The organism is Saonia flava (assembly GCF_011927795.1).
In the GTDB taxonomy this organism is placed as follows: Bacteria; Bacteroidota; Bacteroidia; order Flavobacteriales; family Flavobacteriaceae; genus Saonia; species Saonia flava.
The window spans coordinates 1-24,960 of sequence record NZ_JAATJJ010000001.1 but is presented as its reverse complement, the minus strand read 5'-3'; the positions used below and the strand labels follow the sequence as shown (position 1 = coordinate 24,960).

The 24,960-nt window shown below is 34.2% G+C and carries 25 protein-coding genes; 8 read left to right on the top strand and 17 right to left on the bottom strand.

Annotated elements, in window-relative coordinates; genetic code table 11:
- Positions 1 to 2: 2 nt before the first annotated feature.
- The 12 genes from GGR42_RS00125 to GGR42_RS00070 all read right to left on the bottom strand — a co-directional run bounded on the left by GGR42_RS00125 (position 3) and on the right by GGR42_RS00070 (position 11,657).
- Positions 3 to 1,583 (bottom strand): sensor histidine kinase, encoded by a 1,581-nt coding sequence (locus GGR42_RS00125; protein ID WP_167959246.1) that lies wholly within the window; start codon positions 1,581 to 1,583, stop codon positions 3 to 5.
- A gap of 83 nt (positions 1,584 to 1,666) precedes the next feature.
- Positions 1,667 to 2,245 carry a dephospho-CoA kinase gene (coaE, locus tag GGR42_RS00120; RefSeq protein ID WP_209023904.1) on the bottom strand — a complete coding sequence of 193 codons (579 nt, stop codon included), beginning with the start codon at positions 2,243 to 2,245 and terminating at the stop codon, positions 1,667 to 1,669.
- Complete coding sequence (locus GGR42_RS00115; protein ID WP_167959243.1) at positions 2,245 to 3,201, bottom strand: CdaR family protein; 957 nt, start codon at positions 3,199 to 3,201, stop codon at positions 2,245 to 2,247. Before GGR42_RS00115 ends, coaE begins: the two co-directional genes overlap by 1 nt.
- Before the next feature lies 1 nt (position 3,202).
- Positions 3,203 to 4,210 (bottom strand): glycosyltransferase, encoded by a 1,008-nt coding sequence (locus tag GGR42_RS00110; RefSeq protein ID WP_167959241.1) that lies wholly within the window; start codon positions 4,208 to 4,210, stop codon positions 3,203 to 3,205.
- A 68-nt stretch (positions 4,211 to 4,278) separates the two neighbouring features.
- Entirely contained in the window at positions 4,279 to 5,088 is an 810-nt protein-coding gene (locus GGR42_RS00105; protein WP_167959239.1) for an enoyl-ACP reductase FabI, read from the bottom strand.
- A 49-nt stretch (positions 5,089 to 5,137) separates the two neighbouring features.
- Complete coding sequence (gene recN / locus GGR42_RS00100; RefSeq protein ID WP_167959237.1) at positions 5,138 to 6,790, bottom strand: DNA repair protein RecN; 1,653 nt, start codon at positions 6,788 to 6,790, stop codon at positions 5,138 to 5,140.
- 57 nt (positions 6,791 to 6,847) lie between these two features.
- The gene (gene porD / locus GGR42_RS00095) at positions 6,848 to 7,738 is read right to left on the bottom strand and encodes a type IX secretion system protein PorD (protein ID WP_167959235.1); all 891 of its coding nucleotides are present in this window, start codon (positions 7,736 to 7,738) and stop codon (positions 6,848 to 6,850) included.
- On the bottom strand, positions 7,731 to 8,936 hold the full coding sequence (gene coaBC, locus GGR42_RS00090) for a bifunctional phosphopantothenoylcysteine decarboxylase/phosphopantothenate--cysteine ligase CoaBC (RefSeq protein ID WP_167959233.1): 1,206 nt from the start codon (positions 8,934 to 8,936) through the stop codon (positions 7,731 to 7,733). Before coaBC ends, porD begins: the two co-directional genes overlap by 8 nt.
- A 4-nt stretch (positions 8,937 to 8,940) precedes the next feature.
- Complete coding sequence (locus GGR42_RS00085; protein WP_167959231.1) at positions 8,941 to 9,267, bottom strand: DNA-directed RNA polymerase subunit omega; 327 nt, start codon at positions 9,265 to 9,267, stop codon at positions 8,941 to 8,943.
- Positions 9,268 to 9,285: 18 nt separating this feature from the next.
- Complete coding sequence (locus GGR42_RS00080) at positions 9,286 to 10,098, bottom strand: outer membrane protein assembly factor BamD (protein ID WP_245201362.1); 813 nt, start codon at positions 10,096 to 10,098, stop codon at positions 9,286 to 9,288.
- A gap of 132 nt (positions 10,099 to 10,230) precedes the next feature.
- Positions 10,231 to 11,121 (bottom strand): 4-hydroxy-tetrahydrodipicolinate synthase, encoded by an 891-nt coding sequence (gene dapA / locus GGR42_RS00075; RefSeq protein WP_167959218.1) that lies wholly within the window; start codon positions 11,119 to 11,121, stop codon positions 10,231 to 10,233.
- On the bottom strand, positions 11,121 to 11,657 hold the full coding sequence (locus tag GGR42_RS00070) for a DUF6913 domain-containing protein (protein ID WP_167959216.1): 537 nt from the start codon (positions 11,655 to 11,657) through the stop codon (positions 11,121 to 11,123). Before GGR42_RS00070 ends, dapA begins: the two co-directional genes overlap by 1 nt.
- Before the next feature lie 106 nt (positions 11,658 to 11,763).
- Between GGR42_RS00070 and GGR42_RS00065 the strand changes: the two genes are divergently transcribed.
- The 3 genes from GGR42_RS00065 (at position 11,764) to GGR42_RS00055 (ending at position 14,934) form a co-directional block, all read left to right on the top strand.
- Positions 11,764 to 12,486 (top strand): 5'-nucleotidase C-terminal domain-containing protein, encoded by a 723-nt coding sequence (locus GGR42_RS00065; RefSeq protein ID WP_245201361.1) that lies wholly within the window; start codon positions 11,764 to 11,766, stop codon positions 12,484 to 12,486.
- Positions 12,487 to 12,491: 5 nt separating this feature from the next.
- Positions 12,492 to 13,403 (top strand): metallophosphatase, encoded by a 912-nt coding sequence (locus GGR42_RS00060; protein WP_167959212.1) that lies wholly within the window; start codon positions 12,492 to 12,494, stop codon positions 13,401 to 13,403.
- Between the two features lie 199 nt (positions 13,404 to 13,602).
- Positions 13,603 to 14,934: a carboxypeptidase-like regulatory domain-containing protein gene (locus GGR42_RS00055; RefSeq protein ID WP_167959210.1), complete on the top strand. Its 1,332-nt coding sequence runs from the start codon at positions 13,603 to 13,605 to the stop codon at positions 14,932 to 14,934.
- 48 nt (positions 14,935 to 14,982) lie between these two features.
- Here GGR42_RS00055 and rocD read toward each other — a convergent pair whose 3' ends face one another.
- From rocD to GGR42_RS00040, 3 genes are all read right to left on the bottom strand, one after another.
- A complete protein-coding gene (gene rocD, locus GGR42_RS00050) occupies positions 14,983 to 16,227 on the bottom strand; it encodes an ornithine--oxo-acid transaminase (protein WP_167959208.1) in 1,245 nt (414 codons plus the stop codon).
- Positions 16,228 to 16,533: 306 nt separating this feature from the next.
- A complete protein-coding gene (locus GGR42_RS00045; RefSeq protein ID WP_167959197.1) occupies positions 16,534 to 16,911 on the bottom strand; it encodes a DUF6768 family protein in 378 nt (125 codons plus the stop codon).
- Positions 16,912 to 16,913: 2 nt separating this feature from the next.
- Positions 16,914 to 17,453, bottom strand: coding sequence for an RNA polymerase sigma factor (locus tag GGR42_RS00040; RefSeq protein WP_167959195.1), 540 nt, complete (start codon positions 17,451 to 17,453; stop codon positions 16,914 to 16,916).
- 118 nt (positions 17,454 to 17,571) lie between these two features.
- On the opposite strand from GGR42_RS00040, the gene rlmD reads away from it, so the two are divergent.
- From rlmD to GGR42_RS00020, 4 genes are all read left to right on the top strand, one after another.
- Positions 17,572 to 18,987 (top strand): 23S rRNA (uracil(1939)-C(5))-methyltransferase RlmD, encoded by a 1,416-nt coding sequence (gene rlmD, locus GGR42_RS00035; protein WP_167964265.1) that lies wholly within the window; start codon positions 17,572 to 17,574, stop codon positions 18,985 to 18,987.
- A gap of 21 nt (positions 18,988 to 19,008) precedes the next feature.
- Positions 19,009 to 19,515 (top strand): DUF6452 family protein, encoded by a 507-nt coding sequence (locus GGR42_RS00030; RefSeq protein ID WP_167959193.1) that lies wholly within the window; start codon positions 19,009 to 19,011, stop codon positions 19,513 to 19,515.
- On the top strand, positions 19,496 to 20,245 hold the full coding sequence (locus tag GGR42_RS00025; protein WP_167959135.1) for a DUF6048 family protein: 750 nt from the start codon (positions 19,496 to 19,498) through the stop codon (positions 20,243 to 20,245). The genes GGR42_RS00030 and GGR42_RS00025 overlap by 20 nt, the downstream gene beginning before the upstream one ends.
- A 116-nt stretch (positions 20,246 to 20,361) precedes the next feature.
- A complete protein-coding gene (locus GGR42_RS00020) occupies positions 20,362 to 21,714 on the top strand; it encodes an alpha/beta hydrolase (protein ID WP_167959128.1) in 1,353 nt (450 codons plus the stop codon).
- Between the two features lie 10 nt (positions 21,715 to 21,724).
- Here the strand turns inward: GGR42_RS00020 and GGR42_RS00015 are convergent, their stop codons facing one another.
- Both GGR42_RS00015 and GGR42_RS00010 read right to left on the bottom strand, forming a co-directional pair.
- Entirely contained in the window at positions 21,725 to 22,681 is a 957-nt protein-coding gene (locus GGR42_RS00015; protein ID WP_167959125.1) for a DUF2911 domain-containing protein, read from the bottom strand.
- 118 nt (positions 22,682 to 22,799) lie between these two features.
- Positions 22,800 to 23,963, bottom strand: coding sequence for a THUMP domain-containing class I SAM-dependent RNA methyltransferase (locus GGR42_RS00010; RefSeq protein ID WP_167959117.1), 1,164 nt, complete (start codon positions 23,961 to 23,963; stop codon positions 22,800 to 22,802).
- Positions 23,964 to 24,052: 89 nt separating this feature from the next.
- Here GGR42_RS00010 and GGR42_RS00005 point away from each other — a divergent pair, with 89 nt between their 5' ends.
- The gene (locus GGR42_RS00005; RefSeq protein WP_167959113.1) at positions 24,053 to 24,724 is read left to right on the top strand and encodes a ZIP family metal transporter; all 672 of its coding nucleotides are present in this window, start codon (positions 24,053 to 24,055) and stop codon (positions 24,722 to 24,724) included.
- Positions 24,725 to 24,960 lie beyond the last annotated feature (236 nt).

The following is a 24,960-nucleotide window of genomic DNA, read 5'->3' as shown; positions in this document are numbered from 1 at the left end:
TTTTATATTAAAGGCAATTTTACATAAAAAGTGCTTCCTTTTCCTTTTTCACTCTCTGCATAAACCTCACCTTGGTGATCATCTATTATTCGTTTAACATAGGCAAGACCTAGACCATGCCCTTTTACATTGTGTATATTTCCCGTGTGCTCACGATAAAACTTCTCAAAAACTTTTTTAAGAACTGCCTTGCTCATGCCAGCTCCCTGATCCTGTATTTTTACAACTATGCTATTCTTGGCCACCTCCGTAAACACATCAATTTTTGGTGCCTCTTCTGAATACTTGACGGCATTATCCAAAATATTTACGATTACATTGGTTAAATGCATTTCATTCCCTAGAACTTCAGTCCTTTTGGCATTTAAACTTGTGTTAACATATCCTCCTCTATCGGATACTATCAACTCAATATGAGCAATGGCATCATTGATAATGTCGTGCATATCCACCCTAACCTTACTAATTTCCAGTTGTTTCTTTTCCAATCTAGAGATTCGCAATACATTTTCTACTTGGGCGTGCATTCTTTTATTCTCCTCCCTTATCATTTGTAAATACCTGTTCACTTTCTCTTTATCACCAATGATTTTTGGATTTTTAATAGCTTCAACTGCTAAATTTATTGTTGCTATAGGTGTTTTAAACTCATGCGTCATATTATTAATGAAGTCGGTTTTTATCTCCGAAATCTTTTTTTGTTTTAATAATTGAAAAATTGCACTTGTGTAAGCAACTATGATTACCACAGTAAACATAAATGACAAAATTGCCATACCAATTATAGACCTGAACAAAAATTCTTTCTTCTGAGGGAAATTTAGCAATAATGAAAAATTTGTGTTTCCCTCGCTATCCTTAAAAATGGGAGCTTTATAAAGTTTATTTTCAGAGAATTTAAACTTCTTAGACTTTAGCTTAGTAGGCAATCCCTTACTGTAAACACCATATTCATAATCTATATTTATTCTCCGGTTCTTAAGCTCCCTACTAATCAAGAGCTCTATCTCTTGCCTGGAGGCTCTTTCATGTACGGGCACAGTTTTTGCCATTTGCCCAAAAATATCATCGAACTTTGCCTTCTCCATTTTGGACAATTCCCCAATTTTCTCTAATTGTTGAACGGGGGTCAATTTATACTGCCTACCATCCAATCCATAATCTTCTTTAAAAACTGTTGTGGTCCTCTTGCTGGTATAATTTTTAACGCTACTGGTATCAATTCCAAAACCATTATCAAAGAACGTGGATGCTATATTGTAATCTTCCTCTAAAATTCCGTGTTGATAAAAGCGAATTTCGTTGGAATTGTCATCCCTGTTTACAAAAACTAAATTACTAAGTTGAGAACTTCTAGGTTTTCCTGCACTCTCTATCAGACCAAAATATCGTTCAAAATAGTTGTTTCTTTCGCTTTCCTCAATTTTATCAGTTACCCTACTTAAAACTTCAGAAACCGTGTTGGAAAATTGTTCCTCCCTATCCTCTACCGACCTTGTAATCCAATATCCTTGAACAAAAATTATCCCAATTAAGGAAAGTGTCATTAAGATTACAAGAAGTATAAATAACCTCTTATTCATTTTTGTAAAATTAGAAATTTAACATCTTGTAGTTGAAGTGTTTAACCAAACCTTAACAATTATGTTAAAATTATTAAGTTCGTCTAAGTATAAAGTAGTTGGTTATGGATTCTTAACACCTCATTTTCAGTCTCGTCTAGGTTTAAATTATCAATAACATAGTCTGCCTTTTCAATCTTAATGTCATCATCCCATTGATTCCCCATTCTTTCCATAACTTTTTGTATTGAAATATCATCCCTAGTCACAACGCGTTCTATACGAACTTTTTTTGGTGCAGTTACCAAAATAATTTTATCGTAATTACTTTCTGATGAGTTTTCAAAAATAATGGCAGCTTCCTGTATCACATATGGAGCATCTTGTTTTTTTACCCATGTCAAAAAATGTTTTCTCACTGCAGGATGTACAATGCTGTTCATTTTTTTTAATAATCCTTCATTGGTAAATATTTTTTGGGAGATATAAGATCTATTTATCTTTTTATCTACGTAGGCTTCTTCCCCTAAAAGTTCAATGATTTTTTTCTTTACTTTCTTGGATCTTTTCATAAGTCGCTTGGCTTCTTTATCCGAGTTATATACCGGGACGCCCAAAGCCTTGAACATTTTGGCAACTGTTGTTTTGCCACTTCCTATACCACCTGTAAGCCCTACAACCATTATTCCTTCTTTAAAATATATTCCACTTCGGCCTCTAAAGGGTGTGCACTGTATATTGAGTTGGGTATTTTTACCAATTGCAATGGTAAAGTGTTATTGGGGTTATTTTCAATCATGGCATAGTCAACAGTAAGCAAAAAATCAGAAGCGCTTAATTCCTTTAATGCATCCAATTTAGCTTTACAAAGAATAGAAACAGTATTTGGAAAGGTTTGTATACCCATACCTTCTGGAAGGTTAACAATACTTATGGGCACATCTATGATTTTTTCAGAAAATTTAGAAACAATACCTGAAATTTTTACAGTCCCAGTCAAATATTCCGTGTTTAAAAGTCCTTCTGGTTTTACCAATGTTACTGGGTATGAAAAATCAGAATTAAGATCGGACAATACTTTCGAAGAAGTTTTTACACTCATAATAGTATCAATCTCGCTTTTTGGACCTCTTATGGAAATTGTGCTGGGCTTAATAAGCAACTCACCCTCCAACAAATGGTTTTGAGCCAGAGTAATACCTAAATTAGAAACAACGGGGATTTCTTTAATGTACAACTTAAAAAAATCGAAGAAAATAGTATCGTTGTCCAAATCCAGCAAGTCGATAGAACTGGACAATTGCTTTTCAATCTGTCTTTTATAGACTTGTTGAGGAATAAAATATTTGGTGCCATTATTTTGAACCGTTGAAAGGTCCAAATTTATTTTTTTTCGATTTAATCCAAAGTTCAAAAATTGAAATCCATTTGCCTGAAGTTTAGCATCTACATTGTTTTTTGAAACATTACTAAAAAGCAAGGTATCTGGAATGTTTACAAACTCTAAGTCAAATGAAGAATTGCTAGTGTAAGATTCAGATAAATTACTGATTAACCAAGCCAAACTGGAACATAGCACAAACAATAGAAAAATCTTCACTTTTCTTTTACTTAGTCCATACTTCAATCTCTTTATCAATTTAATTTGTTTTAAAAAATAGTTTAGGGAATAATTCCTCTGGTTTCTTATCGCTAAAATTAATCAGGATTGTTGATTTTAAAAAACCATAGCCATATCCCACAAATTGAATAATTATTGCTAAAATTGACAATAAAGCCACTATAATATTCTTGTTCTTAATCCAAGAGTCCATGAAAACAATTCCAAAATAAATTCCAAACACGTATAAAGGTATATTAATACCTATAAACATCAACATAATTGAACCTAATAGTCCAACACAAAAGAATGCTGGGAACCAGTAGGTTATTTTTGCAGTTCCAGCATGCCAACTGTTAAGAATAGGCCGAACCATTCCAAATTTATTTACCTGTATATAAAACTTGTTCCAGTCAATTCTACGTTTGTGATATACATACGCTTCAGGAATCAGTTTGGTTTTAAATCCTTTGTTCCAAATTCTAAAAGTAAGATCTGGATCTTCTCCTGGATGAATGTTTCCATATCCCTTGGTAGCCTCAAAAGCCTTCTTAGAGATTCCCATATTAAAGCTTCTAGGCTGAAATTTATTCAATGATTTTTTACTTCCCCGTATTCCACCTGTGGTAAAAAATGAGGTCATAGCATAATTAATGGCCTTTTGAACAATACTGAAGGACTCATGGGCAGCATCTGGCCCTCCAAAGCAATGTACATATTCCTTTTGCAAAGAAGCATTCATAAAACTTATATAATGGGGTGGCAAAATACAATCAGAGTCTAGGACTATAAAATAATTGCCCTTTGCATGTTTCATTCCAAAATTCCTAGAATCTCCTGGGCCTGTATTCGGTTTTTGTAGGTAGGTAATAGGTAATTTATCTTTATACCCTTCTATAACATTCTGTGAACTTAATGAAGAACCGTCTTCCACTATTACAATCTCATATTCAGACTTATAGTCTTGGGACAATAGGCTTTCCAACAGCTCCCCTATTTCATCAGGTCTGTTGTACACAGGAATTATAAAAGAATAGTACAAATCCATTATACATGAATGTAAAAAAGAAAAGCCATCCACACAAATGGGATGGCCTTCGTTATATGAAAAGATTTTTATGAAAACTTCTCTATCACCTCTTGACTTACTCCTGTGTTAGAAAAACCACCATCATGGAATAAATTTTGCATAGTAACTTTTTTAGTCAAATCAGAAAATAAACTTACCGTATAATCGGCACAGTCCCCTGCGGTTGCATTCCCAAGTGGTGACATTTTCTCGGCATAACTAATAAAACCATCAAACCCTTTAACACCTTGACCTGCAGTAGTGGGCGTTGGGGATTGGGAAATAGTATTCACTCTTACTTTCTTCTCTTTTCCAAAGAAATAACCAAAGCTTCTGGCAACAGATTCCAAATACGCTTTGTTATCTGCCATATCGTTATAATCTGGGAATGTTCTTTGTGCAGCCATATACGTTAACGCTACAATACTTCCCCATTCATTCATTGCATCCTCTTTATATAAGCTTTGCATTACTTTATGGAAAGACAATGCAGAAACATCCCAGCCTTTTGCTGTAAAATCATATTTTTCATCTGTATAGGCTCTTCCCTTACGCACATTTACAGACATACCTATTGAATGAAGTACAAAATCCAATTTACCACCAAGAATTTCCATAGATTTAGTAACCAAATTAGCTAAATCCTCCTCATTAGTTGCATCCGCGGGTATAATCTCAGAACCTGTCTTTTCCGCCAATTCTTTTATTTGACCCATTCTCATGGCAATAGGTGCATTGGTCAGCACAAATGTCCCTCCCTCTTCATGCACTCTTTCTGCTGTTTTCCAAGCAATTGAATTTTCATCCAATGCTCCAAAAATGATTCCTTTTTTACCTTTCAATAAATTATATGCCATGTTGTATTTTAAATTTTAATAGTAGTATTCAAAGATATCTAAAATTAAGTTAATTCAGTAGTTGTTTCGCATGGGCAATAGCAGAATCGGACAAATCCTTTCCTCCCAACATTTCTGCCAACTCCACTACTCTTTCATCTGTAGATAGTTTCTTGATTCTGGTATGTGTCTGTTCTCCATCATCTTCTTTATAAACCTTATAGTGATGTGCACCTTTAGATGCAACTTGGGGTAAATGTGTAATGGAAAACACTTGCATGGTATTGCTCATTTCTTCCATGATATCACCCATTTTATTTGAAATTTCTCCAGAGACCCCTGTATCAATCTCATCAAACATTATGGTGGGCAACTGTTCATATTTAGTTAGAATGGATTTAATTGTCAACATAATCCTTGACATTTCCCCACCTGATGCAACTTTTTTAAGTTCTCCATAATCTCCTCCTTTATTGGCCGAGAACAGAAAGGTTAAATCATCCTTTCCACTACTTCTAAAATTAGTTGCGGGCTGAAGCTCTATTTTAAAGGAAGCATTTGGCATACCTAAAGAGGTTAGCGTTTCCATTAATTGCTTGCTCAAGAAAGGAATTATGTTATTTCTCTTACCGCTAATTTCTACTGCCAACTTAGTAAGTGCCTTTTCTTGTTCTTTTAATTGGTTTTCCTTTTCCAAAATATTCTCCTCTACATTTTCTGAAGCAGAAACCTTTATTGTTAATTCCTCTTTTATATCAATTAATTCTTCAACAGTTTGTACATGGTGCTTTTTTTGCAAGTCGTACAAAACTTGAAGCTTCCCATTTACTTCTTCCAATAATTGCGGGTTGGCCTCAACTTCTTCCTGTTTACTTACAATTTCAGTGGCAATGTCATCCAACTCAATAAAAATTGACTGTATCCTTTCGTTTAAAGATTTATATTGTGTTCCAAAAAATGTCAATTTAATTGAAACTTGCTTAAGCTGTGACAACAAAGCAACTGCTCCAATATCTTCATTATTTAAAAGCTGGTTTCCTTTTGACAGCTCTTCTAGTATCACCTCTACATTGTTCAACTGCTCATACTGTTCTTCCAACTCTTCCTGCACACCAGGCCTTAAGGGGGCACCTTCTAGTTCCTTCAGCAAAAAGTTGTTATAATCTTGGTCTTTTGATGCATTTTGTTGAAACTCTTGTAATTGTTTCAACTCAGCAAAAATTAAATTATAATTGTTTAATTCTTTCTGATAATTAGCTAATAAAGAACCATTATTTGCCAAAGCATCAATCATTTTCATTTGAAAATCATTATCGGTTAATTGCAATGTTTGATGCTGCGAATGCACATCTATCAACCTATTTCCCAACTTTGTCAACACATCCAAGGTGACCGGTGAGTCATTTATAAAAGCACGGGATTTGCCACTAGGTTGGATTTCTCTCCTAATCACAGTCAAAGCTTCATAATCCAAGTCGTTGGATTTGAAAAATGACTCGAGATTATACCTCCCAACTTCAAACTCGGCTTCAATTATACATTTCCTTTCCTTATCACGCAAAGAAGACAAATCTGCTCTTTTTCCCAAAACCAAGGACAGTCCACCCAATAAAATTGATTTACCGGCACCTGTTTCACCTGTAATTACAGTAAAACCATTGGTAAACTCAATGTTTAAATGGTCTATTAAGGCGTAGTTTTTTATAGAAAGGTTTGACAGCAACTTATAGAAAATTAGTGCTGTAAAGATACTTTTTTATACCCTGTAAAAAAATGGAGGTCAGAATTTTATTTCATTCCAAGTAGTGGAATAGAAGGGAGCTATTTTATTGAGTGTTTCCTTTAATGTAACTATGTCCACTTTCGGGCCATCAGAAAAGATATTTCTAATTTCCTCTGACTTAGCATCAAAAAAAGTTTGTATTAAAAAAGCATTGGGACGTCTAGTAATCAATGTTTCAAACAATCTCATGCTTCCAGAAATAATTTGTTTTCCCGTACTATTGTTATCGGCCAATATGTCCAATCCTTTCCTGTGGTAATTGTACATAGCTATTCTATATTCCCTAAACGTGTTGGACATTAAATTATCCACCAATTCAAAACGTGTTCTATCTCCTGTTGTTTGTTTCCAACCAGAAAAACTCGTGCCTTGTGCCTGGGTAACAATATTCTGAGCCTTTCTATACATGTCGCTTCCACCTTCCAATGCAAAGGTATCTGCATCCAATCCCAAAATTATGTATACATAATAAGAAATGACTCCAACCAAATTGGAATCAAAAACATTCTCGTTAAATGCCAGAGGCTGAAACTCTATATATTGAAAATCGAATTGATTATCCTTATAATTAAAAACAGGGGTTTCATAAGAAGTGTTAAAAACGGGTCTGGAAGATTGCAACTGTATGTTGGCTTTAAACCTATCAGATTCATACTCTGTCACTGTAATGAACATTCTGGCATTAATCCTTTCGTTTTCTTTATAAACTTTGTTGGTCCATTTTGTTCTATTTACAAAATCATTTAAAGAACGTTCCAAAGTCTTAAAAACTTGTTGATTGGTTTGTCCCACTTGGTCAGAATTAACTGTAATTGTACAGTTTAATTCCTGCGCCCCAAGAAAAATGCTAAAAGAAAAACTAAAAAATGCAATAAGAAAATTACGCATGGATTCTGGTAATTATTTCATTCAATATATCCAAGGCAACTTCTGCCTTCGTCTTTAAATCAAACGTCTTAATATTCAAATTCTTATCAATAAAAGATATTTTGTTTGTTTGCTTGCCAAATCCAGCACCAGAATCATTCAAGGAATTCAAAACAATAGCGTCCAGATTCTTTCTTTTAAGCTTCCCTTGTGCATTTTCAATTTCGTTTTCGGTTTCCAAAGCAAAACCAACAATGAACTGATTTTCTTTTTGTTCACCCATAGAAAGTAATATATCCTTGTTTTTCACCAAATCTATGGTCAATTTACTTTCCTTTTTCTTAATTTTTTGGTCTGCAGCCTTCTTTGGTTTGTAGTCCGCCACTGCTGCGGCAGAAATAGCAATATCAATATCTTTGTAATACTCGTGCACTGTATTGTACATTTCATCGGCAGAAACCACTTTTAACAACTTTATAGAATGATGTTGAACAGACAAATCTGAAGGACCAGAAACCAGAACAACTTCTGCCCCCATATTGGCTGCAGCTTTAGCGAGCTCGTACCCCATTAAGCCAGAAGAATGATTACCTATGAACCTCACAGGGTCGATTGCTTCATAAGTAGGCCCGGCAGTAATCAATATTTTCTTTCCACTTAAAGGAAGTCCTTTTGACAAATAAGTCTGGATAAATTGGACAATGTCTTCAGGTTCTGCCATTCTGCCTTCGCCGTGAAGTCCACTTGCCAATTCCCCGGAAGTGGCAGGAATCATAATATTACCAAAAGACTTTAATCGCTCAAAAGATAGTTTGGTGGATTCATGTTTATACATATCCAAATCCATGGCTGGGGCAAAGAAAACGGGGCACTTGGCGGATAGATAGGTTGCCAATAATAGATTGTCACACGTACCATGTGACATTTTGGACATTGTATTGGCAGTAGCAGGGGCTATTAGCATTAAATCTGCCCAAAGACCTAATTCTACGTGGTTGTTCCACGAAATACTATTGTCCTCTTCCTTGACAAAGGAAGAAAGCACTGGATTTTTAGAAAGCGCGGATAATGTAAGTGGAGAAACAAAAGAGCTGGCACTATCCGTTAAAACTACTTTAACATCTGCACCAGCTTTTATCAATAATCGTACAAGAAAAGTTGTTTTGTAGGCAGCAATACCCCCTGTTATTCCCAAAAGGATATTTTTTCCGCCCAACATAACTCTATGCGTCTTTCTCTGTATTCCTGTGGTATATTTTATCCTCTAACCATTCTATAACAGCCAAAGCATGTGGTTTTGGCAATTTTTCATAGAACTTGGAAACTTCTATCTGTTCTTTGTTTTCAAAAACTTCTTCCAAACTATCGCTATAAGTGGCAAACTCTTCCAATTTTTCCAAAAGTTCCTTCTTGATCTCAGAATTAATTTGGATTGCTCTTTTTGCAGTTATTGAAATTGCTTCGTAAATATTTTCGGTCGGTGCATCAAACTCATTTTTGTTAATGGTAATAGTTGATACTGGAGCCTTCGAATTTTTTAAATCGTTCATGTTCATCCTATAAAGATTTTATTTAGAATAATTTTGTAATTGTTTTTCTACCTTTCCCATCAAATCATCTGCTTTCTTTTGATATTTTGTTTCCGGGAAGTTCTTCTTTAATGTTTTATATGCCTCTTGGGCATCAAATAGCCTTTGTTCCATTTTGTTTGCCGTACTGTTCAATGCCAAATTGGTAGTTGCTATTACTTTTTGATACATAACTTCTTCCTTGTATATAGAGCCAGGGAAATCTGAAATAAAATTGTCCAAAGCTGCTATTGCAGAAATATTATAATCCAACGTATAGAATTCTCCCAGCTTTGTAAACTGTTTTGCTATCTCAAAGGCCTTTCTCTCTTTTTTGGTTGTAAGTTCTTTGGCCATAATATTTGCTTGAGGCAAATATTCAGAATCTGGGTAGGTATTGATAAAGTTTTGAAGCTTCAATAAAGCTTTATCCGTGTCCGTTTGATCCAAAGAATATCTAGGGGATAGTTCATAATAACTTTTGGCACCAAGAAATAAAGCCTCCTGAGTTTTATCACTCTTGGGATAAGATTTTACAAAACGTTCAAATTGATATCCTGCAGTATAATAATCTTTAATTTTATAATAGGAATCAGCAAAAAAGAACATAATACGTTCTCCCTGCGGTTTTCCAACATATTTTGGAGCTACTTGTTCAAAAAGCCTATTTGCTCTTTTAAAATCACCTTCATCATAGAATTTCTGGGCCATGTCGTACTTGGCCTTTACATCCTCATTCTTAAGCACCTTTTGGTACTCACTGCACGATGTTAAAAGTGTTAGAAAAAATAATATAGGAAGTAGTCGTCTCATTTTCAAAAACATTTTGCAAAATTACGGATAATCAACGGATTTAAAAAACATTTTACAATGCTAAAATAAGACCGTACATATCTTCAGACAATAATTTTGGCTAAGCTTTAACTTTATATAAAACTGCGAAAATTAAGCATGTACTCGTGAAAATACTTTTAAAAAATATGAAATTTCCTTTTTTAATGTGTCCGTGGCTGCAACCAACGGTAATCTTACTGCTGCTCCAGATAACTCAAAGACTTCATAAATAGCTTTAATACCAGCTGGATTACCTTCCTTAAAAATAAGTTCCATTCCTTCTTGTAAAGCATAGTGTAATCTATATGCTTCATCTACTTCCCGTTCCAATCCTAAAGTTATCATTTTAGAAAATTCGCGAGGAAGCCCTTGTCCCAAGACAGATATTACCCCTACTCCCCCAGCCAAAACCGTAGGTAGTGCTGTAAAGTCATCACCAGAAATAACCATAAAGCCTTCAGGTTTTTTTTGTATAATTTTCATAACCTGGACCATATCTCCAGAAGCTTCCTTTACACCTATAATATTCTCAAAATCATTTGCTAAACGCAAGACTGTTTCTGGCAAAACAGTACTTCCCGTTCTTCCAGGAACATTGTATAAAATGATAGGTTTTGTAGAAATCAACGCCAACGCCCTATAATGTTGGTAAATACCTTCTTGGCTAGGCTTGTTGTAATATGGAGAAACAGAGAGTATAGCAACAAAACTATCAAGATTCCAATATTGAAGCTCATTTACAACATCCGCAGTATTGTTTCCTCCAATCCCCAATACTAAAGGCAATCTGCCAGCATTGGCACTCACAATGGTATCAATGACTACTTGTTTTTCTACTTTTGAAAGGGTTGAAGACTCGGCAGTAGTTCCCAAAACTACCAAATAATCCACTCCCCAATTTATATTGTACTCAACAATTTTTTCCAACGCCACCACATCAACGGAAAAATCCTCTTTAAAAGGCGTTATCAATGCTACTCCTGTACCATGTAATTGCTCCATTATTTAATCTCCTTTAGTACAATTAAATACTTTTTTAGTTCTTTTTTAAATGTCTTAAAATCCTTGATTGGGACATTCAAAATTAAATCATTAAAATTCTCATCAACTTCACCAAAACCAACTTTTATTCTGGATTTGGTTTTTAAAGTCATCAGCTTCATCAATAGACTGTCTTGTGTATAATAATTTATCAATAAATCATACTCCCTACTCAAAAATTCCAATGCATAACTATTTTCCACAGATCCGTTCCATCCTAAATCCTTATCAGAAAAAACAGGTGTGGAATACGGTGAATTTTTATCATAAAAACTTTTATATCCTATAATCTTAACTGCATTAGGTCTCAAAGAAAATTCTTCTGACAATTCAAAAAAGACTTCCGCATCGGAAAATTGATCCAAATCGACAATACAACCAATAGAAGCTATTCCTTTCTTTCGGTCAATAACGGGAGAAGTTTTTCTAAGTTCCTCCTTTAAGTGCTTTAAACCAGATTTAACCTTAAATTTATCCTTAAGAACCTTTATAAACATTTATTTTTTTACATTTTTACAAATGTAAAAATATCCACATAACTTTAATGCTAAGATAGGGACTATAATGATTTTAAAAATAAAACATTTTGTTATATTTACAACAATGTCTTGTTTGTTTTCATGCAAGAAAAAGAATTTTATACTCACATCCATACATGGCCAACAAATAGAACTAAATGATTCCATCGCGGATATGGATTCCATAACTAATTTTGTGGCTCCATATAGGGACAGAATAAATGAAATTCTGGACAGTACTTTGGCCTATGCACCTAGAGTTATCAGTAGAGAAGACGGAAAATATAATACGACTGAGGGAAATCTAATGGCCGATATCATAATGAGTGAGGCCAATCCCATTTTTAAATCACGTACATCCAATGAAATAGATTTTGTGCTTTTGAACTACGGTGGAATAAGATCTATAATATCAAAAGGAAATGTAAGTGCTAGAACGGCTTATCAAGTTATGCCATTTGAAAATTCAATAGTTATCGCAGAATTAACGGGGAAGTCAGTTAGAGAGCTGGTCTATTTTCTAACAAATTCAGGAGTACCACATCCAATTTCAGGACTTCAAATTATTCTTGACAAGAATAACAACTTACAATCTGTTAATATAAAAGGTGAGCCTTTTAATGAGGATAGAACTTATTTTGTGGCAACATCCAGCTATTTATTAACGGGGGGCGACAAAATGTCTTTTTTCAAAGACAATGTTGGTGTTACTGATGTTGACTATATGATTCGCAATGCCATGATAGATTATTTTAAAAAAATTGATACAATCGCGCCAGTGGTAGATGATAGATTTATTAAATTATGATACTAATGAACCGAAGAAAGTTTATAAAAAAGACTACGGCTACTTCTGCATTTGTTGGATTGGGAGGGCTAACATTGGATTCCTGTAATACCAATTCAAAAAAACATATCACCATACTTCATACCAATGATGTACACAGCCATATAGATACTTTTCCCTTGGACCATTCCCAATTTCCGAATTTAGGAGGCTTGGCCCGTAGGGCAGAATTGGTTGAACAGATTAGAAATGAAAATCCTAATACCTTACTTTTTGATGCTGGGGATATCTTTCAAGGAACCCCATATTTCAATTTTTATGGAGGGGAGCTGGAGTTTAAGTTGATGAGCATGCTAAAATATGATGCAGCAACCATTGGAAATCACGATTTTGACAATGGAATAGAAGGTCTTCTCGCCCAATTGCCCCATGCGAAATTTGAATTACTTTCAGCAAACTATGACTTTTCCAACACGCTTTTAGAGGGTTATGTAAAACCATATAAAACATATTTAGTTGATGATATAAAGATTGGGGTTTATGGGCTGGGAATTGCTCTGGATGGTTTGGTTACCAAAAAGCTCTATAAAGAAACCCAATATCTAAATCCATTTGAAATTGCATCTGATATAGAACAAAAGTTAAAAAATGAGGAAAAATGTGATTTAATAATTTGTCTTTCCCATTTAGGATATACATATCAAGATATGGACAGGCCCCATGACTTGGATTTAGCAACTAGAACAACTTATACCGATTTAATAATTGGTGGGCATACACATACTTTTTTAGATAAGCCAACCCTAAAGAAAAATAGGCAGGGAAATAATGTACTTGTGAACCAAGTTGGGTGTTATGGTATAAATCTGGGGAGAATAGATTTTTATTTGGACAGTGATAAAAATGCTCAGGCAAACGGGGTATCCATATTGGTATAAACCAAATATTCTTTAATAGTGCCAAAGCCATATCAATTTGAATGCTTTTGTTTCCATTTTGTATTGACGAAACTCATGCCAAATAGGAAAGAACTTCTAATTTTATGAAAATAAATAATTCTTATTTCATTAAAAATCACTACCTTATACTACACATTTGGAATATTTTATATTGAAATAATCCTAAAGTTTAAAAGCCATGTTAAAAAGAAAAAAACAATTACAGCAAAAATTTCCTGCAATTTTAATACTTATTTTACTATGGGTGGGAGCAACTGGAACTATAAAGGCATCTGCTTTTTTTCAAGATGACCAAGAAACATCATTCAATCAATATAAAGGTGAGGTTGTTGACAGCCAAACTAAAAAACCTTTAGTTTTTGCCACAATTGCATTGGACGGAACAAATATCAGCACTATTTCCAACACCGAGGGAGAGTTTTTACTAAAGGTGCCTAACACTACAACTGATGGAAACGTTCTTATTTCATTTTTGGGATATAGTACTAAATTAATTCCCCTATCTCAATTTAAAAGTGACAAAAATGTTATAAAATTGGATGTGTCAATGATAGAATTGTCAGGAGTGGATATTACAATTCCAAAAGATGCCAGAGAACTGGTGAAGCAAACTCTAGCGAAAAAAGGAGAAAATTATTTTAACGACCCAACGTTAATGACGGCCTTTTATAGAGAAACCATTAAAAAAAGAAAAAAGAATGTTTCGCTTTCGGAAGCAGTAGTGAATATATACAAAACTCCCTATACATCCAATCGTAAGGATGCCTTGCAACTATACAAAGCTAGGAAAAGTACTGACTATAGTAAGTTGGACACGGTAGCTCTAAAGCTTCAAGGAGGGCCTTTCAACACACTTTTTGTAGACATCATGAAATATCCCGATTACATTTTTACCGAAGAGTCGTTTGAAAATTACACCTTTAGTTTTGACCATTCCACAAAAATTAATGATAAAAATGTTTTTGTGATTGATTTTAAACAAAAAGCGCACATTTTGGAACCACTTTATATGGGCAAGCTATATATTGATGCAGAAAAGAAAACACTTACAACTGCGGTATATTCTTTAAATATTACCAATAAAGATATGGCTGCTAGAATATTTGTTCGTAGAAAACCCAAAAATGCCAAAGTTTACCCAACAGAAATGGCCTATAGGGTAAATTATAGAGAAAAAGATGGTAGGTGGTATTATGGGTACAGCAATGTTCTATTGGAGTTTAAAATTAATTGGGATGATAAATTTTTCAACTCAGTCTACAGTATGACAGCCGAAATGGCCGTTACAGATTGGGAAAGTAACATAAATGGAGAAGTTCCCAAATCTAAAGACAGACTTAAATCATCTATTATTTTAAGTGATGAAGCCATTGGTTTTTCAGACCCTGATTTTTGGGGAGAATATAATATAATAGAACCTGAAAAGTCCATTGAATCTGCAATTAAAAAAATACAGAGACAGTTGAGGCGGGCTAAAAACAATAGTGGTCAAGCTATCCCAACTCCATAAACAAAATATATATTTGAATAAAAAACCTCGGCTTTCACCGAGGTTTTTTTAATTATTAAAGTCAGTTAATGTATTAATAATAATGGAAACACAATCCAACAACTGAGTTTCATTAATTACCAAAGGTGGCGCAAAACGAATTATATTTCCATGTGTTGGCTTTGCCAACAATCCGTTTTCTTTTAATGCCATACAAATATCCCACGCTGTAGAGCTTTCTTCCGAATCATTTATTAAAATAGCGTTCAGTAAACCTTTACCTCTTACGGCACTAACCAAATCACATGTTGGGATAAACTTATTTAATTCTTCTCTAAAAAGTTGTCCCAATTCATTTGCGTTAGCCGCCAACTCTTCTTCCCTAACAACTTCCAATGCAGCAATTGCCACAGCAGCTGCCACCGGATTTCCTCCAAAAGTACTTCCATGATTTCCTGGGCCAATAACATTCATTATGCTGTCGTCCGCCAAAACTGCAGAAACAGGATAAGCTCCGCCACTCAATGCCTTTCCTAGAATTAGTATATCTGGTTTTACATTTTCATGGTCCACGGCAAGCATTTTTCCTGTTCTAGCTATTCCAGTTTGTACTTCATCAGCAATAAACAAGACATTGTACTTCTTACAAAGTGCTTTTGCTGAACTTAGATACCCTTCAGATGGCACATAAACCCCCGCTTCTCCCTGGATAGGTTCTACAAGGAAGCCAGCAACATTCTTGTTATTTTTTAGAGTTGCCTCTAAAGCATCTAGGTCGTCATATGCTATTTTTATAAATCCTTCTGTATAGGGTCCAAAATTTTCACGTGCTACTGGGTCATTAGAAAAAGAAATGATGGTTGTTGTTCTTCCGTGAAAATTATTTTCACAAACTATAATCTGTGCTTTATTATCTGGAATATTCTTTTTTTCATACGCCCATTTTCTACATACTTTTAAAGCAGTCTCAACCGCTTCCGCCCCTGTGTTCATAGGTAAGAGTTTATCAAAACCAAAAAGTTCTGTGGCATATTTCTCATACTTGCCCAACATATCATTATAAAACGCTCTTGAGGTAAGCGTTAAAGTTTGAGCCTGATTGACCATTTCCCCCACAATTTTAGGGTGACAATGACCCTGATTAACCGCCGAATAGGCCGAAAGAAAATCATAATATTTTTTCCCTTCAACATCCCATACAAAAACACCTTCTCCCCTACTTAAAACAACCGGTAAAGGATGATAGTTATGGGCACCATATTTATTTTCCAAAGCAATAGCATCCTCAGAAGTGATTCTTTCCAAAACTGACATGATTATTAATTATTTAAGTAAAACTATAGCAATTCCTTCTTTGGGAGAGAAATCATCCTTTGTAGAGCTGCTAAATTACTAATTTTTATGATATCTCATGCATCTCCATTGTCAGTTGACACTCATTAAAAAAGAAATGAAATAAAAAGTGACCAAACAATAAATGTAGTGTCAAATATATAGCAAGTGATTAAAAATTAAATACATAGAAGAATTAATTTTGGTGGTTCCCATATATTTAACCCTGCTACATGCAAGAAAAAAAGCCTTATATGAATAAGGCTTTTTTTTATTTTTTTTGTTTTCTTACCTATTTGATAAAGCAGATATTTGGAGTTCCAACCGTTTTAATTCTCGTAAAATATCATTTTTATCCATTTGCATCCAAAGGTATAGTTTAATCATGCTCATTGCCAACAAAGAAATAAAAACACCTGCCCCATAAACTATTAGCTCATTAGTAACATTTGTATCTACAAAATGTACAGCGCAAAAAAGGAGCAATCCAAAAAAGGCAACACTTACTATGTTCATTACTACTGCCAGCCAGCCCATTTTTCCTTTAAATACCCCTCCTAGTCTTCCAAAAAGATTTTGCTCGCCCAAATCATCATAAAACTTTGCTTCTTCTTGGGTTAAGGCCTCTTTTATCAACTCATCTATTTTTTCAATGTCTTTCTTCATTTTTATTGTTTTTTTAAAATTGTTTTTAATTTTTCTCGTGCATGGAACAGTCTAGATTTAACTGTTACAACGGATATTTCCAAAATATTGCTCATCTCTTTCAATGAATACTCTTCTATATAAAAAAGCTTCAACACAATTTGTTGGTTTTTGGGCAACAAGCGAATTGCATGTAAAAGTTTATTGATTTCAGATTCTTTATCAAGCCTATCCTCACCATTTTTTGAGGCTTCATAATATCCTTTTAAATGCTCCCTTTTTCTATTCTCCTTGTTTATAAAATCCAAGGATTTCCTAGTGACAATCTTCGTGGCCCAGCTCCCAAAATTATTGGGCTCTTTAAGGCTGTTCATTTTTTGTATGATAACTTTCCAAGAATCCTGGACAATATCTTTGGAAACATCAATGTCCTTGGTATACCAAAAAGCATGTCCACACAATTTTTTATGATATCTCTTTACCAATAAGGACATGGCCTTCGTGTTTCCAGATTGATACTCCAATACCAATAATCCATCAAATGTTTTATGGGTGTCTTTCATGCTTGGTTTCTATTATAGAGAACGAGAAAAACGTAAAAGGTTCAAAAATGTTTAACTTTTTTATGGTTCATCTTAAAGATAACTGTTCTATATGCAAACCTATTCCTATTTTTGCGGCATGCGTAGAAAAAACAAAAGACTGGTTTTTGAGAATGTTGAAGTTGTGGATGCCGGTGCCAAGGGAAAAACTGTGGGCAAAGCTCCAGATGGTAGAGTAATTTTTTTAACCAATACAGTACCTGGTGATGTGGTCGATGTACAAACAACAAAAAAACGAAAAGCATATTTTGAGGGTATCGCTACCACCTTTCATACTTTGTCAGACAAGCGAGTAGAACCGGTTTGTGAGCATTTTGGAGTTTGTGGAGGCTGCAAATGGCAACATATGGGATATGAGCATCAATTATTCTACAAACAAAAAGAAGTTGAGAACAACTTAGTTAGAATAGGGCATTTAGAGTTGCCAAAAGTATCTCCTATTCTAGGCTCCAAGAAGCAATATTTCTACCGAAATAAAATGGAATTTTCTTTTTCTGATAGCCGTTGGTTGACCTTGGACGAAATAAATTCAGACAAAGAAATTACAAATAAAAATGCATTGGGTTTCCATATTCCTGGTATGTGGGATAAAATATTGGATATAAAGAAATGTCACCTTCAAGAGGATCCATCCAACGCAATTAGATTGGAAACCAAAGATTTTTCAATTAAAAATGGAATTACATTCTTTAACCCCAGAAACCAAATTGGGCAGCTTAGAACGTTAATGATTAGGACAACTTCCATTGGAGAAATTATGGTTCTTGTTCAATTTTATGAAAATGATGAAGCCAAAAGAATTTTGTTATTGGAACATTTAAGAACCTTATTTCCTGAAATTACTTCACTTCTATATGTCATCAATCAAAAACAAAACGATACCATATATGACCAAGAGGTAAAGTGCTATGCAGGTAAAGATCATATTTTTGAGGAAATGGAAGGATTACGCTTTAAAATAAATGCTAAATCTTTTTATCAGACCAACTCGGAACAAGCCTACGAACTGTATAAGATAACCCGAGATTTTGCTGAATTAACAGGAGAAGAATTAGTTTACGATTTATATACAGGTACAGGAACCATTGCACAATTTGTTTCTAAAAAGGCAAAAAAAGTTGTAGGTATAGAAGCGGTCCCAGAGGCTATAAATGATGCCAAGGCAAATGCAGTATTAAATAAAATTGATAATGTTGAATTTTTTGTTGGAGACATGAAAAATGTTTTTAATGAATATTTTATAGATACAAATGGTGTTCCTGATGTAGTAATTACTGATCCTCCAAGGGATGGTATGCATAAAGATGTTGTTAATCAAATATTAAATATAGCACCAGAAAAAATAGTTTACGTAAGTTGCAACAGTGCAACGCAGGCAAGAGATTTGGCATTAATGAACCATATGTACAGTATCGAAAAATGTCAAGCTGTTGATATGTTTCCCCAAACTCACCATGTTGAAAATGTTGTACTTTTGAAAAAAAGAAAATCATAAACTGCTTTTCCCAATTCCCTTATGAAGAAAATTAGCATGGCCCTTTTTATAGTCCTTACTATCATTTTTGTTGGCAGTTGCGAAAAAGATGACATCTGTGTAGATGGTGATACTCCATTATTGGTCATTGCCTTTTATAACATTGCCGATACCGCAGTCGCAAAGGCAGTACCTAAGTTAAGAGTGGGGGGTATAGATAATGAATTTACTGTAAATACAATTTCTGACAGAACAAATTTGGATTCCATAGGATTACCGCTAAAAACCAATGATGTTTCCACCAGTTATGTCCTAATTAAGGATTCTGCTGATGATGAAGACAATAATGAAATAGGAAATGGGGATGTGCTTACTTTCAGTTATACCATAAAAAAGAAATTTGTATCAAGAGCATGCGGTTTTGTCGCCAATTTTGAAAATTTAAGTGTGGGCCTAGAACCAGATGCCAATGAATGGATACAGGATGTTATTATAGCGGATACCATAATAGAAAATCAAGCTGCGGCCCATGTTAAAATATATCATTAGTCTTTTTTTTGTTCTGCATTTTGGTTTAGGGCATGCCCAAAGTGAGTCTATAGATTTACAACCCAAGGACACCATAGTCCACAAACAGCAATATGGAATTAGAGCTGGGGTAGATTTAAGTAGAATTGTCCTGTCTTTTTTAAATGATGACTATACTGGTTTAGAACTGGTTGGAGATTATAGATTAACTTATAAACTATATTTGGCGGCAGAATTGGGAAATGAAGAAAAAACATCTCAAGAAGACCTATACAATTTTACAACAGTTGGAAGTTATCTTAAGTTTGGAATAGATTACAACACATATGAGAATTGGTACGGTATGGACAATTCCATTCATATTGGGGGGCGCTATGCTTTTAGCTCTTTTAGCCAAACCCTAAATAATTATCAGATATATGACAGTAATAGGTATTGGAGTTCAAATGATTTTGCTTCGGGTATAGAAGATAGTGAAGAATTTAGCGGACTTAATGCCAGTTGGTTAGAATTTGTTCTAGGAATTAAAGCAGAGCTTTTTGCCAACATTTATCTCGGAGGTAGTGTTCGTATGGGGTACTTGGTCTCCAACAAGGAATCTGATAAATTTCCAAACCTTTGGATTCCTGGATTTAATAGAATTACAGATGGCAGTAACTTTGGCGTAGGTTACAATTACTCTATCACCTATTTTTTGCCACTCTATAAAAAGGCCAAAAAGAAAAAGGAAGAACCGCAAGAAGGTAAATAAAATATTTTTGCTGCTTTAATCTAAATTATATCTTGTACTAATATCAATACTGATATATTCATTTTGTTTATTTAAAGGTATCTTGATAAGATAAAAATCATCAATGCCTATAAAGTATGAAAACTAATATATTTGTAATCCTTATTCTACTTCCTTTATTTATAAATGGACAAAACTCACAATTGTCTTTATTTGATAATCTAGTTGGGAAAACTTGGGAAGCCGATGGAAACTGGGAAGATGGAAGTATATTCAAGCAAGAAATAGAGTTTAAATATTCATTGGAGGGCACTATAGTGGTAGCCAGTTCCAAGGGATTTATAAATAAAGAGCAAACCAAAATAGGTTTAAGAAATCACGGAATAAAAAGATTTGACAAGGAAGCGGGGCAAATAAAATTTTGGGAATTTGATGTTTTTGGTGGGCTTACAGAAGGGGAAGTTTCTTCCCAAGGAAAGAACATAGTTTATACATATGATTATGGGGATTCCGTTGTTACGGATATGTGGGAATATGTAAATGATTCGACCTATAATTTTAAAGTAGGTGATTATAATGATGGTAATTGGAAGCAAATATACTTAAGCACCCAATTCAATGTGGTTAAAAAACAACAAGTAGCCCCAAAAATTAATCAGGTATCAGGGCTTTTTTCTGAACATCAAGTTATCTCAAATATAGAATACTTAAATATAGATGGTAAGAGTCTAGAATTGGACCTATATGTTCCTGCAATTAGATTAGGTGGTCCACCTTGGATTAAGTATTCCGAAGATAAAAAACCTACTCTATTATTTTTACATGGAGGTGGTTGGACAAGTGGAGATAAAATATCTCGTTCCCTATTCCTAATGCCCTTTGTACAACAAGGCTGGTGTGTGGTAACCGCAAATTATCGTCTTTTGGACCAAACGGATTTAGCAGGCTGTATTAGTGATTCCAGATCTGCCCTTAACTGGATTTATGATAACAGTGATAAATATAAGTTTGATACCTCAAAAATTATAGTGTCGGGAGAGTCTGCAGGTGGTCATTTAGCATTAATGACTGGTTTAATAAGCGAGGACCTCGATTTTCAAATGCCAAAAACTGGCAAAATACTAAGCGTCGCAGGTATTGTTAATTGGTTTGGAGTTACAGACATTTATATAGATTCAAAAAACTGGGATGAAGACCGTATAAGACAAGTAACAGGTAATGCTGCTAATTCTGAAAAATATTTAAAAATGTGCTCTCCAATTTCATATTTAACACAAAACTCAGTTCCTATCCTATCCATTCATGGAGATTTGGATGTTTCTGCACATTATGAGCAATCTGTTCTACTTCATAAAAAGTTAAACGAAATGGGTTTAAGAAACGAGTTTCTAACTATTGAAGGAAAAAAACATGGAAATTTCAACAAAGCTGAAATGACTATGGCTTTTAACAAAATATGGGAGTTTACACAGGCCCTAGGAATTAACTAACTACAGCACTTTAATTTTTGCCATTCTCCCAATTTGCTATAGTTTCATCAATCTTCATATTGTCCTTAAATGTAGGGTAATACAGAAATCCAGCTTTAAGCATTTTCATTTTATCTGCGGCCTCCAAAGCTCCTTTGAAATCACACTTAATGGCCAAAAGTCTAGCTTTTATCCAGTACATATTTCCCATAACAAACTCTTTAGAAGTATATTTTGGATTCCATTCCTGTTTAAGAGCCAGGACTTCCTTTTCACTCTGATTTATCCATTTAATTGCCAAATCCAATTTAGCATTGTGCTTCAATAAATAATCTGCCCCCTCCACATAACAAACCCATTTAAGAATCGGGTCGGCCTTTCTATAACTCTTGGTCAAAACCATTTCAATGTGTGACAAATGGTTTGTTTTAACTTCAAATCCAATTTTATATCGTTCCCAGTTAATATAAATGATACCATACTCTGGACCTTTACTTTCAACTGAATAGGTTAAATCTTCAGTGAATTTAGATTCAACAGGTAGAGTTTGAACACGTAGTACATCCTCTTTTTCATCATATCTAAAAGAACCCCATTGATCATATACCTTATTGAATATAATATCCCAACGGTCATTATCCATTGGAAGAATAAAAAAACCGTATTTACCTGCAGCCAAGGCTTTACCATTAATTTCCACATCTTCACCAAATTCAATTACTGTAGCATTGTTGGCACCTGCTCTCCATACTTTGTCGTAAGGAACAAGCTCTCCCCAAACCTTTCTTCCTTTTACTGATGGACTTCCGTACTTAATTTCTATATCGGTATACCCTATTTTATGAAAAAGTTTTTTATCAGGACTTTGACGTGGCGAAACCTCCATTCCATAAGACCATTGGGCATAAGTTTTAATTGAAAAAAGTAGTAGTACAACTGTGGTAAAGAATATAATATTTGAAAAAGTGAGGATTCTCTTTAATTTCATTGCTTAAAAATATTTAAGTTTAAAACAATGATATGAGATAATTAATAGAATATATTAAACTATATTATTCAAAACTATTCAAGTTATATTATAAGAAATACGGATGATTTTAAGTAGCCTATTCCTTGCGGTTCTTAGATGCTTTTTTACTTCCTTCATAAATATCATACTTTACCAAGCGAGATTCCAAATGGCTATTAAAAACTTTAATTTTTCTTGAAGGTCTTAGTCCTACATGTTTTAATGCTTCCAAATTTGAGGTGATTAACCAAGCCTCCGTACCTGGGTAGTTTTGCTTTAAGGTATCTCCAATAGAAGAGTAAAACTCTTCCATTTCAATATTTAAACGTTCGCCATAGGGTGGGTTAAAAACCATGTGCAAATGATTTTCTGTAGGTTTTAGTGTTTTGAAAAAGTTTTTTCTTTCTACGTTTATATACTCAGATAGATTGGCATTTTCTATATTTTCTATGGCCTTCCTTACAGCTGAAGGTGCCTTATCATATCCAATAATTTTATGATGAAATTCTCTAGTTTTATTTAAGCTGGCAGCAACTATTTTGTCATACAATTCTTCATCAAAATCAGCCCACTTTTCAAATGCAAATCCTTTTCTATTGATATTTGCAGGGATATTGCAGGCAATCATGGCAGCCTCTGTCAAAAATGTACCACTACCACACATTGGATCAATAAAATCGCTCCTTCCGTCCCAACCACTTAACAATAAAAGTCCAGAGGCCAAAACCTCATTGATAGGTGCTATATTGGTGGCAATTCTATAACCACGTTGATGCAGTGACCTACCTGATGAATCCAACGATACATTACATTGCTCTTTTTGTATGTGAATGTTTAGGCGTAAGTCTGGGTCTTTAACATCAACATTGGGTCTAATTCCCTTAATGTCCCTAATTTTATCTACAATGGCATCTTTTGATTTTTGGGACACATATAGTGAATGGGTAAAATTATCCGAGTTGACCGTAGTATCAATGGCAAATGTGATATCAGGAGTAATATATTCTTCCCAATTGATGGTATACATTTTTCTATATAAATCATCCTCATTTCTTACTTGAAAAGAATGAATGGGCTTAATAATTTTAATAGCAGTTCTTAAACATAGATTTGCTTTGTACATAAAGCCAGTATCTCCATCAAAAGAAACGCTTCTAACTCCCTCTTTAACATTCCCAGCCCCAAGATTCCGTAGTTCCTTTGCCAGTATTTCCTCAAACCCAAAAAGGGTTTTAGCTACCATTTTATAATTATTTCCCATTGTCAATTTTAAGAATACGGCAAAAATACATTAATTTTAACCCTTATGCATACCTTCCAAAAAACAACCAATTTTTCTACGATAAATAGATGATTTACTTATTACCTATACTAGCTGTATTGTTAAGTTTTGCCTTTGTAATCATAATCAAACCAAAGAGTAAATCCGGAGTTAAATTACTTCTGGCGTTTAGTGGTTCCTTCTTACTGGCCTTAACCATTTTTGAACTTTTTCCAGAAGTTTACCAAGATTCCAACACAAAAATTGTTGGAGTATTTATAATGCTAGGAATTCTGCTTCAAATTTTTCTTGAATTCTTTTCAAAAGGTGCAGAACATGGACATGTGCATTTAGATAAGAATGCGAATAATTTTCCCGTTCTACTTCTGATTAGTCTATCTATTCACTCCTTATTGGAAGGTTTTCCTATTGAAAAACATGAAACTATCATTTATGGGATTTTAGTACATAAGATACCTATCGCCATAATTTTAAGTATTTTTTTGGTTGGCTCCAATATAAAGCTATCAAGAGCTTTTATATTTATCTTTCTATTCTCATTAATGACTCCATTAGGAACTTATTTAGCTTCTAATTTAGATTTCTTAATAAAGTATGAATCTTTAATTACAGGCTTGGTGGTAGGAGTGTTTTTGCATATTTCTACAGTAATTTTGTTCGAAAGTTCTGAGGGGCACACATTTAATCTTAGTAAATTGGTCGTTATTGTGTTAGGTGTGGTTACCGCTTATTTTTTATAAACGAAAGTTCTATCATATTAGAATAGAGACCTTTATTTTATATAGACCAAGAATTGGCAGTACATTTATCTAAGACCAATACAGGACGTGGCCCATCCATTATCGACCACCTAAATTCTTTCCCTCAAAAAAATCTAAAAAATAGTGCATAAAAAAAGCCCCTTACATGTGTAAGGGGCTTTCAAGAAAGGCGGCGGCCTACTCTCCCACCCTTGTGGGGCAGTACCATCGGCGCA

Bases quoted from the DNA above. Each gene is read 5' to 3' on its own strand.
- porD (WP_167959235.1), bottom strand. From the start codon at position 7,738: ATGCGTAATTTTCTTATTGCATTTTTTAGTTTTTCTTTTAGCATTTTT.
- GGR42_RS00060 (WP_167959212.1), top strand. From the start codon at position 12,492: ATGAACCGAAGAAAGTTTATAAAAAAGACTACGGCTACTTCTGCATTT.
- rlmD (WP_167964265.1), top strand. From the start codon at position 17,572: ATGCGTAGAAAAAACAAAAGACTGGTTTTTGAGAATGTTGAAGTTGTG.
- GGR42_RS00020 (WP_167959128.1), top strand. From the start codon at position 20,362: ATGAAAACTAATATATTTGTAATCCTTATTCTACTTCCTTTATTTATA.
- GGR42_RS00030 (WP_167959193.1), top strand. From the start codon at position 19,009: ATGAAGAAAATTAGCATGGCCCTTTTTATAGTCCTTACTATCATTTTT.
- GGR42_RS00085 (WP_167959231.1), bottom strand. From the start codon at position 9,267: ATGAACGATTTAAAAAATTCGAAGGCTCCAGTATCAACTATTACCATT.
- GGR42_RS00065 (WP_245201361.1), top strand. From the start codon at position 11,764: ATGTCTTGTTTGTTTTCATGCAAGAAAAAGAATTTTATACTCACATCC.
- GGR42_RS00110 (WP_167959241.1), bottom strand. From the start codon at position 4,210: ATGGATTTGTACTATTCTTTTATAATTCCTGTGTACAACAGACCTGAT.
- GGR42_RS00105 (WP_167959239.1), bottom strand. From the start codon at position 5,088: ATGGCATATAATTTATTGAAAGGTAAAAAAGGAATCATTTTTGGAGCA.
- GGR42_RS00055 (WP_167959210.1), top strand. From the start codon at position 13,603: ATGTTAAAAAGAAAAAAACAATTACAGCAAAAATTTCCTGCAATTTTA.
- rocD (WP_167959208.1), bottom strand. From the start codon at position 16,227: ATGTCAGTTTTGGAAAGAATCACTTCTGAGGATGCTATTGCTTTGGAA.
- dapA (WP_167959218.1), bottom strand. From the start codon at position 11,121: ATGGAGCAATTACATGGTACAGGAGTAGCATTGATAACGCCTTTTAAA.
- GGR42_RS00070 (WP_167959216.1), bottom strand. From the start codon at position 11,657: ATGTTTATAAAGGTTCTTAAGGATAAATTTAAGGTTAAATCTGGTTTA.
- GGR42_RS00015 (WP_167959125.1), bottom strand. From the start codon at position 22,681: ATGAAATTAAAGAGAATCCTCACTTTTTCAAATATTATATTCTTTACC.
- GGR42_RS00040 (WP_167959195.1), bottom strand. From the start codon at position 17,453: ATGAAAGACACCCATAAAACATTTGATGGATTATTGGTATTGGAGTAT.
- GGR42_RS00005 (WP_167959113.1), top strand. From the start codon at position 24,053: ATGATTTACTTATTACCTATACTAGCTGTATTGTTAAGTTTTGCCTTT.
- coaE (WP_209023904.1), bottom strand. From the start codon at position 2,245: ATGGTTGTAGGGCTTACAGGTGGTATAGGAAGTGGCAAAACAACAGTT.
- GGR42_RS00080 (WP_245201362.1), bottom strand. From the start codon at position 10,098: ATGAGACGACTACTTCCTATATTATTTTTTCTAACACTTTTAACATCG.
- GGR42_RS00125 (WP_167959246.1), bottom strand. From the start codon at position 1,583: ATGAATAAGAGGTTATTTATACTTCTTGTAATCTTAATGACACTTTCC.
- GGR42_RS00010 (WP_167959117.1), bottom strand. From the start codon at position 23,963: ATGGGAAATAATTATAAAATGGTAGCTAAAACCCTTTTTGGGTTTGAG.
- GGR42_RS00025 (WP_167959135.1), top strand. From the start codon at position 19,496: ATGTTAAAATATATCATTAGTCTTTTTTTTGTTCTGCATTTTGGTTTA.
- coaBC (WP_167959233.1), bottom strand. From the start codon at position 8,936: ATGTTGGGCGGAAAAAATATCCTTTTGGGAATAACAGGGGGTATTGCT.
- GGR42_RS00045 (WP_167959197.1), bottom strand. From the start codon at position 16,911: ATGAAGAAAGACATTGAAAAAATAGATGAGTTGATAAAAGAGGCCTTA.